Source organism: Tardiphaga sp. GW821-FHT12E02 (assembly GCF_058807155.1).
On the sequence record NZ_JBXAQK010000001.1, the window covers coordinates 4678171 to 4691164 of the forward strand.

At 62.1% G+C, this 12994-nt stretch carries 10 protein-coding genes; 1 reads left to right on the forward strand and 9 read right to left on the reverse strand.

Annotated elements, in window-relative coordinates:
- Nucleotides 1–8: 8 nt before the first annotated feature.
- Genes AC1RQ5_RS22255 through AC1RQ5_RS22265 form a run of 3 tightly spaced genes read right to left on the reverse strand, consistent with a single transcriptional unit; the run spans nt 9 to nt 2534 of the window.
- Nucleotides 9–800 carry an ABC transporter permease gene (locus AC1RQ5_RS22255; protein ID WP_398481375.1) on the reverse strand — a complete coding sequence of 264 codons (792 nt, stop codon included), beginning with the start codon at nt 798–800 and terminating at the stop codon, nt 9–11.
- Complete coding sequence (locus AC1RQ5_RS22260) at nt 790–1557, reverse strand: ABC transporter ATP-binding protein (protein ID WP_493201827.1); 768 nt, start codon at nt 1555–1557, stop codon at nt 790–792. The genes AC1RQ5_RS22255 and AC1RQ5_RS22260 overlap by 11 nt, the downstream gene beginning before the upstream one ends.
- A complete protein-coding gene (locus tag AC1RQ5_RS22265; RefSeq protein WP_493201829.1) occupies nt 1554–2534 on the reverse strand; it encodes an ABC transporter substrate-binding protein in 981 nt (326 codons plus the stop codon). The genes AC1RQ5_RS22260 and AC1RQ5_RS22265 overlap by 4 nt, the downstream gene beginning before the upstream one ends.
- 136 nt (nt 2535–2670) lie before the next feature.
- Here AC1RQ5_RS22265 and AC1RQ5_RS22270 point away from each other — a divergent pair, with 136 nt between their 5' ends.
- Nucleotides 2671–3582, forward strand: coding sequence for a LysR family transcriptional regulator (locus tag AC1RQ5_RS22270; protein WP_493201831.1), 912 nt, complete (start codon nt 2671–2673; stop codon nt 3580–3582).
- 47 nt (nt 3583–3629) lie between these two features.
- Here the strand turns inward: AC1RQ5_RS22270 and AC1RQ5_RS22275 are convergent, their stop codons facing one another.
- The 6 genes from AC1RQ5_RS22275 to AC1RQ5_RS22300 form a co-directional block, all read right to left on the reverse strand.
- Nucleotides 3630–5990, reverse strand: coding sequence for an efflux RND transporter permease subunit (locus AC1RQ5_RS22275; RefSeq protein ID WP_398481383.1), 2361 nt, complete (start codon nt 5988–5990; stop codon nt 3630–3632).
- 149 nt (nt 5991–6139) lie between these two features.
- The gene (gene eutC / locus AC1RQ5_RS22280; protein WP_493201834.1) at nt 6140–6922 is read right to left on the reverse strand and encodes an ethanolamine ammonia-lyase subunit EutC; all 783 of its coding nucleotides are present in this window, start codon (nt 6920–6922) and stop codon (nt 6140–6142) included.
- 144 nt (nt 6923–7066) lie between these two features.
- Nucleotides 7067–8656, reverse strand: a complete 1590-nt coding sequence (locus tag AC1RQ5_RS22285) for a B12-binding domain-containing radical SAM protein (protein WP_493201836.1) — start codon at nt 8654–8656, stop codon at nt 7067–7069.
- Between the two features lie 173 nt (nt 8657–8829).
- Entirely contained in the window at nt 8830–10212 is a 1383-nt protein-coding gene (locus AC1RQ5_RS22290; protein WP_493203520.1) for an ethanolamine ammonia-lyase subunit EutB, read from the reverse strand.
- 143 nt (nt 10213–10355) lie between these two features.
- Nucleotides 10356–11879: a UxaA family hydrolase gene (locus AC1RQ5_RS22295; RefSeq protein WP_493201838.1), complete on the reverse strand. Its 1524-nt coding sequence runs from the start codon at nt 11877–11879 to the stop codon at nt 10356–10358.
- Nucleotides 11880–12541: 662 nt separating this feature from the next.
- Nucleotides 12542–12910: a hypothetical protein gene (locus AC1RQ5_RS22300; RefSeq protein ID WP_493201840.1), complete on the reverse strand. Its 369-nt coding sequence runs from the start codon at nt 12908–12910 to the stop codon at nt 12542–12544.
- Between the last annotated feature and the right edge of the window lie 84 nt (nt 12911–12994).

Consider the following 12994-nt stretch of genomic DNA (forward strand, 5'->3'; position numbering starts at 1 on the left):
GATCTGACCTAGTTGTCGTCGTTGGAAGAATTGTCCAGATTGCTGGACCACGGCACGAGCAGGCGTTCGATGACTTCGACCAGAAGGAACAGCGCGATGCCCATGATCGCAAGAATGGCCACGGCACCGAACGCGACCGGGGTGCGGAAGAACGCCATCGAGGTCTGGATCAGATAGCCGAGCCCGGAATCGGAGCCGACGAATTCAGCGACAACGGCCCCGACCACACAGAGCGCAGCGGCCACCCGCAGCCCGCCGAACACGAATGGAAGCGCATAGGGCAAACGTATGCGCAGCAATTGCTGCAGGCGGGTCGCCCGGCACGATCGTCCGAGCTCGACCAGTTCGGGCGGCGTTGCCAGCAAGCCGGCCACCGAGCTCACCACCAGCGGAAAGAAGGCGACGAGGAAGGTGATGACCACACGCGATAGCTCATTGGCGCCGAGCGCGACCAAAAGGATCGGCGCGAGCGCGACCTTCGGGATCGATTGCGTCAGCACCAGCAGCGGGTAGATCGCTTTGGAGATCGTGCGCGAACTCGCGATCAGCATTGCAAGCGGAAGGCTGATGACGATCGAGGCCAGCAGGCCAAGCAGCACCGTCCGCAAGGTCGTCATCGTATGCATGAGGACGTTCGGCCAGATCGGCACGATGGTCGTCCAGATGACGCTGGGACGTGGCAGCAGGAATGGCCTGATCCCGAACGCCAGACAGATCACTTCCCAGCTGGCCAGGAACAGCACGCTCGATACGATCACCGGCAGGTGTCGCCGCCCCCAGAGCGCAGCATTAATGAGCACGGGCCGCTCCACCGTAAATGCGATGCCGGATCAGTTTCGAACAGCGGTGGAATTCCGCGCTGGCTTCCTGATCGAACGAACGCGGACGCGGCAACCCGACATCGATGATTTCAGCAATACGCCCCGGCCGCGGCGACATCACGATCACCCGATCCGCCAGCATCACGGCCTCGGAAATCGAATGGGTGACAAACAGCACGGCCATCGGATTGGCCTGCCACAAGGCCAGCAAAGAGAGGCTCATCTCCTCGCGCGTCAGCGCATCGAGCGCGCCGAATGGTTCATCCATGAGCAGGATACGCGGCTGTTGCACAAGGCCGCGGCAGATGGCAACGCGCTGCTGCATGCCCCCCGAAAGTTCGCGCGGCATCCGCTGCTCGAAGCCGGCAAGGCCAGCCGACCGCAAGAGCGCGCGAGCGCGTTCGCGCGCGTCCGGTCCGTCACGGCCGGACAGGCTGAGCGGAAACGTGACATTCCGCTCGACAGTCATCCACGGCAACAAGGTCGGTGCCTGGAAGACCATCGCCGTTCCTTCGGTCGCCTCGGTGACGAGCTTGCCGTCCAATGTGAGATGGCCGATGTCGGGCTGCACGAGGCCGGCGACCATGCGCAGCAAGGTTGACTTGCCGCAGCCGGACGCGCCGACAATGGCGACGAACTCTCCCGGCTGGATCGACACCGAGATGTCATCCAGCGCCTGCACATGACCGCCGCGACGCGTCTTGAAGGTCTTGCCGACCCGGGCAAGCGAGATCATGGCACGAAGCTGTCGTCGATCGCCTGCGACGGATCCCAGGACGCATCCAGCTTGAGGCTTTCAGCCACGGCCTTCCACGTCGTCTGCAGGCGTTCCTTGTCGAAATGGCCCTGCCCGGTCGCCTTCTGATGATCGTTGAAGATGAAGGTCATGGTGGCCTTCTGCGAGCCCTCGCACTCGTCCTGCAGCACTTCCGGGTTCTTCTGGACATGCAGCTTGCAGGTCTCGACCGGATTGTCGCGCGCCCAGGCATAGCTCTTCACGGCGGCGCCAACGAAGCGCTTCACCAGATCCGGATTGGTCTTGATGGTCTCGTCGGTGGCGACCAGCGAGGATGCGTAGATCGCAAAGCCGACCGACACGAAGGGCAGCGAGACGATCTCTTCGCCCGCCTGCATCGCGGCCTTGTTCTGGTAGTATTGGTGGATGGAATAGAAGGGCGCGGCATCGACACGCTTGGCGATCAGCATGGCCGCCATGGCCGACGCATCGGTCGTCACCCAGTTCACGCTCTCCGGATCGACGCCGACGCGGCGCGCGACTTCCGGAAAATAGATCTTGTGGCTGTTGCCGGGGCTGATGGCGATCTTCTTGCCTGCGAGATCCTTGAACCCCTTCACACCGGATGATTTCAGGATGAAGAGCGAATGCGGCGAGTGCGTGTAGACCGCCACGATCGACTTCACCGGCACCTGCTGTTGCGCACGCCCCGCCAACACCGCGCCGACATCCGCCACGCCGAACTTGGCCGCTCCGGCTGCCACCTTATTGACCGTGTCGCCCGATCCGTAACCTCTGACGATGCTGAGATCGATGCCGGCATCCTTGAAGAAGCCGCGCTGCATGCCGGCGTAATAAGCGGCGTGCTCACCGCTCGCGATCCAGTCGAGTTGCAGCAGGGCCTTATCTTCGGCGCGCGCGACCTGAGACAAGCCGGCGAGCAGTGCAGTCGCCAGCAGGAATTGCTTTATGCCCATCATACATCCCCGTGAAATATTACGATCCGGCTGCTGCCGCGCTCCCGCATTTCCAAGCAACACGGATGCCGGAATCGGCATTGGAACTGTCTGAAAATGCAAATACGGTTCGCATCGATAGACAGGGGAAGATCCGATGGCGGCATTCACTTGGGACGACCTGCGATATGTCCTGGCCATCGAGGCGAGCGGCACTGCGCTCGGCGCCGCCAGGCGGCTCGGTGTCAGTCACAGCACTGTGCTGCGGCGGTTGGCGACCCTCGAAGGCGCGCTGAACACCAGACTGTTCGAACGCAACGACGGCCGCATGGTCGTCAGCCCGCCTGCAACGATGCTGATGGCCAAAGCGCGATCCATTGCGGAAGCCTTTGACGCGCTTCCTCAGTTGATCGACGGTCCCAATTCAGGGCTCGAAGGAATCGTCCGCGTAGCGGCGCCGCAGGCGCTGATCTGTCACGCACTCACCGACGCACTGGGTGAATTCCGCACCGCGCACCCATCGATCCGGATTTCCCTGTGCGCCGACATGCAGTTCGACGATTTCCGGCGCGGCCATGCCGACGTCGCCTTGCGGATCAGCCTCGCCGTTCCCAATGAACTGGGGATCCGACGGCTTTGCGACTACCGCTTCGCGCTCTACGCCCACAATAATCTGGCCCTGCAGATGCGCGCGGGCGCAACTTTGGAAGAGATGCCGTTCATCCTGCTGTCGGATGCAAGCCGCGACATGCCGGAGCGAAAATGGATGGTCAGCCTGACCGAAGGACGAACGCCGGCCATCGAAGCCAGTTCGACCGTGGTGTGCCGCGCGGCCGTCGCTGCAGGCCTCGGGGTCGGCGTGCTTCCCTGCTATGTGGGCGACGCTACGCCCGGTGTCACGCGCATCGAAATGGGTCCGGCAACGCCCCGCGAGGGAATCTATCTGATCACCCACCCGACCCAGAGCAGAACCGCGCGCTCCCGCGCGGTCGCCGACTTTCTGATCAAATTCGTGACGCGCCGGCGCGACGCCTTTTCCGGCGCCGCGCTGGCAACGACCTTAAGTTAGAGCATGATCTTATCCGAAAACCGGTATCCACGTTTCGGGATCATGCTCTAGTCGCGCTCCTTCGCCAGCGTCGATTTGCCGGTGAGCTTCTGCTGCAGCTGAATCAGCCACATCGAGGTCGGGCGCAGGATGAAGAGGTCGGCGACCAGTGCTGCCACCATCGAGAAGGCACTGAGCCAGCCGAACAGGCGCAACGAGGGCAGATCCGAGAACACCGTCACCACGAGGCCGCAGGCCAACACCACCGTGGTGAGGATCAGCGCCGGACCGACCAGCACGGTCGCGCGTTCGACGGCGACAGCAGGATCGGTGCCCGGCGTATCTTCCAGACGCAGGCGGTTGAGGAAGTGGATGGTCGCGGACAGGCCGAGGCCGAACGAGACCGTGAGCGCCACCACACTGGCGAATTGAAGCCCTTCGCCGAGCAGCCACAACACGAAGCCCGACAGCACCACCGGGAAAATGCCCGGCAGGATACAGGCCAGCATCACCACCCAGGAGCGGAATGCGAGGCCGATGAACACAGCAACCAGGCCGAATTCGATGGTCAGGCCGTGATTGAGCTTCTCGATCATGCCGGCGCTGTTTCGCGCGGCGATGGCGGACAGGCCTGTCACAGCGATCTCGTAGCCGGGATGCGCGGAGCGCACCGTGTTGAGAGCCGCATCGAGCTTGTCGACCACCGGGAGGATCTTGCTTGAATCGCTATCCGGCACGCGTCCGGAGACCACCACCGCAGTCTGATCCGCCGAGATGAAGCGGCGCACCAGATGCTCCGGAATGACGCTGACATATTCCTTCAGCGTTGCGACGTCGGTCGAGCCCGCCTTCTCCGCCAGCCAGCGCCGCAGCGTCTCCAGCGACCAGACATTGCCCACGCCGGCCTGCTTCTCCACCAGGCTATGGACCTGCGCGATGGTATCCAGCGTGTCCTGCGAATAGAGATCGGCGCCCTTGGGGAATTCGATCAGGATATCGATCGGATTGGCACCGGTGAGCTTGGCATCGAGGCGTCCGCTGGCCGCGACCGCCTGCTCCTTGTCCGGCACCTGATCGGCCAGACGATAGCGCGGCTCCAGGCTCGCATAGACGGTGCCGAGGCCGAGCACCACCAGCAGCGAGATCAGGCTGAACAGGCCGGGACGACCGACCATGCGTACGGCGATCCAGTAACAAAATGCGCGCAGCGCCTGCACGCCGGAATCGGCCGCCTGAAACTTGGCGGCAAAGATCTTTTCGTTACGGACCAGCAGCACGCCGAACACCGGCACCAGCGACAGCACCGCGACCAGCGCGATGATGGTCGCGGTCAGCCCCGCTTCACCGAAAGCACGGATCAGGTCAGAGTCCGAGAACTGCAGCGCCAGGAACGAAATGCCGGCTGTGCCATGTGTCAACACGCAGGCCGGACCGACCACGCGCACGGCATTGGTGAAGGCAGAGTATTTGTCTTCACCGGCAATCAGGCGATCGCGCGCCGCGAAAGTGAGCTGCATGGAGTCGGCGAAACTGATCACCATGATCAGCGGCGTCATCACATTGAGGAACATGTTGAGGCTGAAGCCGGCCCAGCCCAGCGCGCCGAGCGACAACAGGATCGCCAGCAGCGGCGGGAACGCCGCGATGATCATGAAGGAGATCTTGCGGAAGAAGATGATGGCGATGATGCAGCCGGCAAGAATGCCGGCGACATTGTAGATCAGGCCGTCGCGCTCGACTGCATTGCGGATTTCGAGCTGCATGACCGGCACGCCGGACAATTCCTTGGTGAGCCCGGAATCCGCCAGATCCTCATTCATCGTCTTGCGGATCTCGGCGATCACCGTGCTCAGCTTGTTGTTGCTGACCACCGCCGGATCGAGTGACAGCACAACAAGCGCCAGCGTGCCGTCATCGGACAACAGCTTGCCGCGGATCAGCTCGTTCTGTTTGACCGTCTCGATGAACTGGTCATAGGCGGCGCCTTCGGGCAGCTCGTTCGGGAACAAAGCTGCCGGCAATTTGCCTGGCGCCGGCGTCTGCCGCGCCGAGAAGATCGAGATCAGGCCGCGCACGCCATCGACCAGCTGCATGTCGGTGACGAGGTCGCGCATCTTTTCGAGATTGTCGCGGGAGAGCAGCGTCTTGCCTTCCAGCACCACCAGCACGTCGAATTCGGTGGAGGGGAAGCGCTTCGTTACTTCCTCATATTGTTTGTATTCCTTGCTGTCGGAGCGGAACAGCTGGCTCAGCGAATCGTCGATCTTGATGCGCTGGATACCGAAGATCGCGCCGACAACCAGCGCCAGCAGGATGATGCAGGACAGAATCGGCGCCTTGACCGCGATCAGGCCGATACGCTCCAGGCCGAAGGCAATGCTGGACGGCCCACGCCCCAATTTCTTGATGTCGGCGTCGTGGGAGCTCATATGGTCCATGCTGTGCTCTAGCCCTTGAAATTGCGCGGTAAATTCGCTGGCGGTGTAGCAGTTCTGTATGACTATTCGCAAGGCGACGCTGGCGCAGGGCGCAATCACCAAGTCACGATTTCAGGTCACGATTTGCGGCGATAGCTGTCTTAGTCAGGCTTTGCGGCCGGTGCGGCCAATTGTAGCCCGCTTTCGTCCTTCAAGGTCACACCGGTGATACCGCGTCGCAGCCCCTCGCGCGCCAACCACGCGATCTTGACCGCAGCCTCGTCGAAACTCAGCCCTGCCGACTGGATATTGGACACGCAGTTCCGCTCGGCATCGCTGCGGCCCGGTTTGGGCGCGACGGTGACATAGACGCCAAGGCTGTGCGGCGCGGACAGACCCGGCCGCTCGCCAATCAGCACGATGCTCATCCGCGCATCGAGCAGTGCGCCGATCTCGTCGCCAAGCGCCACGCGTGCGCCACTGGCTACCGTTACTGGCCCAACCGACGGGCCATCGAGCTTTGGTAGCAACGCTGCCACCAGACCAAGTGCATGGGCATTCACGGCCGCAGGCGAGAGGCCATCGGCAATGACCAGTGCGATGTCGCAGCCAGCGCTGCCGTGCGCTTCGAGCAGCTTTTTCGATTCGGGCGCGAGCTTGCGGCCGAGATCGGGACGTTTCAGGTAATCGGCGCGATCGGCGACCAGGCTGGACACAGCCACTGCCTCACGCCCCTGCTCCACCAGAGCTGCGACAATCGCTGTGGCCTCGAATGGTGCATGCACGGCATCGCGGGCACGGGCATGATCAAGGGTGAAATCCAGCAACGCCTGCGTCGTCAGGCTGGCACCGGCGCGGCCGAGAGCGACACGCGCCGGCGTGAGCCGGCGCAGATCGGCGATCGACGGGCTGGAATGCGCGATTGGGTCGTTGCGTTCGCTCATATGGCCACTTTGCCGATTGCCACCCAAAACACCACCCTCATGGTGAGGAGGCGCGTAGCGCCGTCTCGAACCATGGACTGGAGTGCGCAGCCATCCTTCGAGACGCGATCCAGGTGGATCGCTTCTCAGGATGAGGGCGGAGCTTCACTCAGCCGGAACCGCAGCTGCCGTGTCCTGCAGCTTCATCGAATAGTAGGACGCATTGGTCTGACCACCCGAGGCGTCGCGGGCGAAGTTGATCAGGTGATGCGCAACCATGATCGCCGAGATCAGATATTCGATCTCGCCGCGGACGATGCGGCGGAAGGCAAATTTCCAGAACGCGCGCTTGTAGTCGCCGAGCACACCGACTTTCCAGAAGATGTTGCGCAACATCACCAGGCCAAGGCGGATGTTTTTCGGCGTCAGCATCGCGCCGACGGGCGGTTTGATGCGATGCGGATAGGTGTGCGTGATCTGGTATTCGAACCGCTCGAGCAGCTTTTCCGGCACATAGGCACTGCCCATGGCACGGCGCCAGCTCTTCACGACATCCTCGTAAGGCAGCAGGAAGTCCACATTGGAGTCGCGGCCTTCCTCCTCGTTGAGACGGCCTTCCTTCTTGAGGCGATCCCACAACGGCGTTTGCGGCAGGGCCTGCAGCAGATTGATGGTGAGCAGCGGGATCTGCGACGCATCGACGAAATCGAGCAGCGCCTGGCCCGTCTCCGGGCGATCCGTATCGAGGCCAAGGATGATGCCGGACACCACTTCCATACCGAACGAGTTCAGCACCTCGATGGATTCCATGATCGGCAGGACCATGTTGTGGTCCTTCTTCATCGCCTTCAATGCGACGGGATCCGGCGTCTCGATGCCGCAGAAGATGGTGCCGAACCAGGCATCGCGCATCAGCGCGAGGATTTCCGGCCGCTTGGCGATGTTCAGCGTCGCCTCGCAGGACAGCCGCAGGACAAAGCCGGTCTTCTTCTGCCATTCGACCAGATGCGGCAGCAGATCGAGCGCAGCCTTGCGATTGCCGATAAAATTGTCGTCGACGAAATAGACCGACCCCATGATGCCGCATTCGAGCAGCTTGTCGAGTTCGGCCGTGATCTGCTGCGGCGTCTTCAGCCGCGGATTGCGGCCATAGAGGCCGGGAATATCGCAGAATTCGCACTGATACGGGCAGCCCGACGAATACTGGATCGAGCCCAGGAAATAGCGCGGAATATCCGCCAGCTCATAGGCCGGGATCGGAAACTCCGTCATGTCCAACCGGTCGGCCGTCTTCAGCACGACCTGGCGGGCAGGACGCTTGGTGTCCTTCTCCAGAATATCGATCAGTTTGTCGGTGGCATCGCCGAGTTCGCCGATATGGAGATAATCGAAGGCCGGATAGTAATCCGGGCAGGACGACACCGACGGACCACCAATGGCGACCGGGAGATCATAGGAATGCGCGCGGTGGCATATGTCATTCATCTGCGAGCGCTGGATATGCATGCCGCTGACGAGGACGGCTTCAGCCCAGAGGAAATCGTTCGGCGTGGCCGTTTTGATGTTCTCGTCGATGAAGCGGACTTCCCAATTCTCGGGCATATAGGCCGCAATCAGCAACAGCCCCTGCGGCGGCATGAACGCCTGGACGCTATCAGTCAGGGGATAGGAATATTCAAACGTGCCAAATGAAGAGGTGTATCGCGGAAAGACGCACAAGATGCGCCGTACCGTCTGCCTGCCCTCAGCTCTCATAAAATAACCTCTGCGAATCCATCAGCGGTCCCTGCGCTGAACCTTCAACAACGTCGCCGAGATAAAACCGTTCCAATCCTGTTCGCATGCTTTGTCTAAATCTAACCACGTGCGATGAATCTGGGCCAGAATTTCTTCAAGATTGTGACGGCCGGTGACGCGGACGTGATGCGTCAGGCAATCAGCCTGGCCGCGAAAGCCGGAAGCGCTGCGCCCTGGTCGCGAATGCGCAAATCGTCATTGGCGATTCCCGCCTGGACCAGCCAGGCGTCGAATTCCGGTGCCCGCTTCAGGCCGAACAGATCGCGGAGATAAAGCGCATCGTGGAAGGACGTGGACTGGTAATTCAGCATGACATCGTCGGCGCCCGGCACGCCCATGATGAAATTGACGCCGGCAGCCGCGAGCAGCGTCAGGAGATTGTCCATGTCGTCCTGATCGGCCTCGGCATGGTTGGTGTAACAGACATCCACGCCGAGCGGCAGGCCGAGCAATTTGCCGCAGAAATGATCCTCCAGCCCGGCGCGGATGATCTCCTTGCCGTCATAGAGATATTCGGGGCCGATGAAGCCGACCACGCTGTTCACCAGCAACGGCGAGAAGGCGCGCGCCACCGCATAAGCGCGCGCCTCAAGGGTCTGCTGATCGACGCCATGATGGGCATCGGCCGACAGTGCCGAGCCCTGCCCGGTCTCGAAATACATGACATTGTCGCCGACCGTGCCGCGCTTCAGCGACAGCCCAGCCTCGTGCGCTTCCTTCAGCAGCGCGAGATCGATGCCGAAGCTTCTGTTGGCAGCCTCCGTGCCGGCGATGGACTGGAAGACGAGATCGACCGGTGCGCCCTGCGCGATCAGGTCGATCGAGGTGGTGACATGGGTCAGCACGCAGCTTTGCGTGGGGATGCCGAGCTTGACGATGACGTCATCCAGCATCCGCACCAGCTGGCCGAGCATGGCGGGATCGTCGCTGGCCGGATTGATGCCGATACAGGCATCGCCGGCGCCGAGCATCAGGCCATCGAGCGTCGAGGCCGCGATGCCGCGCATGTCGTCGAAGGGATGATTCGGCTGCAGCCGCACGCTCATATGGCCGCGCAGGCCGATCGTGTTGCGAAAGCGGGTGACGACCTCGCATTTCTTCGCCACCAGGATCAGATCCTGATTGCGCATCAGTTTGGACACCGCAGCCGCCATTTCCGGCGTGACACCGGGAGCAAGCGTCTTCAACGAATCGGACGTCGCCGCGTCGGACAGCAGCCAGTCGCGAAAGCCGCCGACAGTCAGCGATGCGATCGGCGCGAAGGCCGCAACGTCGTGACCATCGACGATGAGGCGCGTGACCTCGTCGGTTTCATAAGGGATCACGGCTTCGTTCAGGAATTGCCGCAGCGGCAAATCCGCCAGCGCCATCCGCGCGGCGATCATCTGCTCGGCGGTTTCCGCAGCAACTCCCGCAAGCCGATCGCCGGACCGTGGCGGCGTCGCCTTGGCGAGCAGATCGCGGAGATGCGCGAAACTGTAAGTCGTGCTGCCGATGCTGTGGCGATAGGTCATGCCGCCATTGTTGGCCATGACCATCGCCGTGTCCATCCTCTCGTCATTGCGAGGAGCGCAGCGACGAAGCAATCCAGTCTTCCTTCATGGGGCTCTGGATTGCTTCGCTGCGCTCGCAATGACGACCGTTTGATGACGGAGGTTTACATCGTGGCGCCCAGCACCCATGGCGCGAATTCGGCGCTGCCGACGTCGAAACTCTCGCTCTTGGTGCGTTGGCCCGAGGCGGTTGCCAGCATCAGTTCGAAAATGCGCTGGCCGCATTGCTGCACGGTCTCGTCGCCGTCGAGCACGGTGCCGCAATTGATGTCCATGTCGTCTTCCATGCGCTTGAACATCGGCGAGTTGGTCGCAAGCTTGATGGATGGCGCCGGCTTGCAGCCGAACACGCTGCCGCGACCGGTGGTGAAGCACACCATATTCGCGCCGCCGGCCACCTGCCCTGTCGCTGCCACGGGATCGTAACCGGGCGTGTCCATGAAGACGAACCCCTTCTTGGTGATGGTTTCGGCATAGTTCAGCACATCGACGAGATTGGTCGAGCCGGCTTTCGCCATGGCACCGAGCGACTTCTCAAGGATCGTGGTGAGGCCACCCGCCTTGTTGCCTGGCGACGGATTGGCGTTCATCTCGGCGCCTTCCCGCTCGCAATAGGCTTCCCACCAGCGCATCAACCCGACCAGCTTTTCGCCGACTTCGCGCGAGACGGCGCGGCGAGTCAGAAGATGTTCGGCGCCGTAAGTCTCGGGCGTCTCGGAGAGCACCACCGTGCCGCCGTGGCGCACCAGCAGATCGCTCGCGGCACCAAGCGCCGGATTGGCCGAAATGCCCGAATAGCCATCGGAGCCGCCGCATTGAAGTGCCACGGTGAGTTCGCTGGCGGAGACCTCCTCGCGCGTCACCTTGTTGGAGTCGGCGAGCGCTTCCTTGACGAAAGCAATGCCCGCTTCCGTTGTCTTGCGCGTGCCGCCGATGTCCTGGATCTGCATTTCGCGCAGCCGACCGGCCAGCTTCTGTTCCTGCATCAAGCCACCGATCTGGTTGATCTCGCAGCCGAGGCCGAGCACGACCACGTGGGAGAAATTCACATGGCGCGCATAGCCACCGAGCGTGCGGCGAAGCAGCGTCAGCGGTTCATCCTGCGTCATGCCGCAGCCGGTCTTGTGCGTCAGCGCGACCACGCCATCGACATTGGGATAGTCGGCGAGCGGATCATGCCCGCTGAAAGGATTTCGCTTGAACACATCGGCGACCAGGCTCGCCACATGCGCGCTGCAATTCACCGACGTGAGCAAGCCGATATAATTGCGCGTGGCGACGCGGCCGTCGCTGCGCTTGATGCCCATGAAGGTCGCCGGCAGATCGAAATTCGGCGTCGGCTTCACATCGACGCCGTAAGCATAATCGCGATCGAATTCGCCCATGCCGCAATTCTGCGTGTGGACATGCTGGCCCGGCGCGATCGGCTGCGTCGCAAAGCCGATGATCTGGCCGTAGCGATAAATCGGTTCGTTCAAGGCGATCGGCCGGATCGCCACCTTGTGGCCGGCGGGAATGCGCTCCGACGTGGTGACGCCCTTGCTGACCTCGACGCCCGGCAGCAGCATGGTGCGCGCGATCAGCACGGCGTCGTCGGGATGCAGGCGAATGACGGGAGACGGAGCCATGGAGATTCCTCGCGCGGGTTTATTGTTTGGAATGAGTCTAGCCCTATCGCTGGCCTGTCGCCAAGCGTGCTCGTTCTCGCGGCGCCCGAGGCGTCCGAGGTGTGAGCCGTTCTCCCCGTCAAAATGAGGGGAGGCAACGCGCCGCAAGGCGCAACGGGTGGAACTTGACGCAATCCGTTTCGCTGGATCGCCAGCGAAACCGCGATTGCGCAACGCCTTGCGGCGCGCCACCGCGACGTTTTTCCAGTCGAAGGACCGTTCTTCCGGGTACTGGGCACTCCCATTGGGAGCCATCCGGCAGGTTTCCCTGCCTTCACCCGCACCACGTCCAGCCGCGCAATAGCGGCAGACCCCCATAGTGGGGTCGGACGGTGACCCTCGACCACCCGAGTGCAAGAGGATGCGTGGTCCCCCTGCCCGCAGGCGCCGCATCCGGCTCCGCTTCAAGACGTCTCTAGAAACGCCCCTCACGAACCGAATGGAGGGGATAATAATCCTGACACTGAAACTGTCAAGATGGTGAGGAATAAATACTTCATCATCTTTGCCTGTCACCCCCGCGAAAGCGGGGGGTCCAGTAGACACTGGCGATCGGTTCTATCCGCCACGTCTGAGTTTACTGGGTTGCCCGATCAAGTCGGGCAACGACACGAAGACGTCCCTCAATTTTTGAACTTCACCTGCCCCGATTTTCCCGCGGCCGTCTTCAGCGTGACGCTGACCGTCGCGCCCTTGGGGACATCGCCTTTTGTTTCGGCTTTCAGCGCTGTTCCGGCGACGACCAGCGGCAGCGTCTCGCGCTCGCTGCCGGATGTCAGCAGCACCGCACCGGTGAAGCCGGTCGCAGCAATCGGCTTGCTGGCCTCGTCGATGACGTGAAACGTCAACGTCTTGCCCGAGACGATCATTTCCAGATGCACGCCGGCGACGTCCTCCATCGGTCCGCCATTCGGGCCCTTGTGATGGACATGCTGCGCGAGCGCGGGTGTCGTGAACAGCAATGCAGATGCGATAAGCAGGATCTTGTTCATCAGTGATCTCTCTCCATGAGTGTAGGATGGGTTGAGCGCAGCGATACCCATCACCGCATGCGCCGGTGTTTGTGGTGATGGGTA

Excerpts from the sequence above, each read along its gene's own strand:
- AC1RQ5_RS22260 (WP_493201827.1), bottom strand. The coding sequence starts at position 1,557 with ATGATCTCGCTTGCCCGGGTCGGCAAGACCTTCAAGACGCGTCGCGGC.
- AC1RQ5_RS22265 (WP_493201829.1), bottom strand. The coding sequence starts at position 2,534 with ATGGGCATAAAGCAATTCCTGCTGGCGACTGCACTGCTCGCCGGCTTG.
- AC1RQ5_RS22270 (WP_493201831.1), top strand. The coding sequence starts at position 2,671 with ATGGCGGCATTCACTTGGGACGACCTGCGATATGTCCTGGCCATCGAG.
- AC1RQ5_RS22275 (WP_398481383.1), bottom strand. The coding sequence starts at position 5,990 with ATGAGCTCCCACGACGCCGACATCAAGAAATTGGGGCGTGGGCCGTCC.
- eutC (WP_493201834.1), bottom strand. The coding sequence starts at position 6,922 with ATGAGCGAACGCAACGACCCAATCGCGCATTCCAGCCCGTCGATCGCC.
- AC1RQ5_RS22285 (WP_493201836.1), bottom strand. The coding sequence starts at position 8,656 with ATGAGAGCTGAGGGCAGGCAGACGGTACGGCGCATCTTGTGCGTCTTT.
- AC1RQ5_RS22290 (WP_493203520.1), bottom strand. The coding sequence starts at position 10,212 with ATGACCTATCGCCACAGCATCGGCAGCACGACTTACAGTTTCGCGCAT.
- AC1RQ5_RS22295 (WP_493201838.1), bottom strand. The coding sequence starts at position 11,879 with ATGGCTCCGTCTCCCGTCATTCGCCTGCATCCCGACGACGCCGTGCTG.
- AC1RQ5_RS22300 (WP_493201840.1), bottom strand. The coding sequence starts at position 12,910 with ATGAACAAGATCCTGCTTATCGCATCTGCATTGCTGTTCACGACACCC.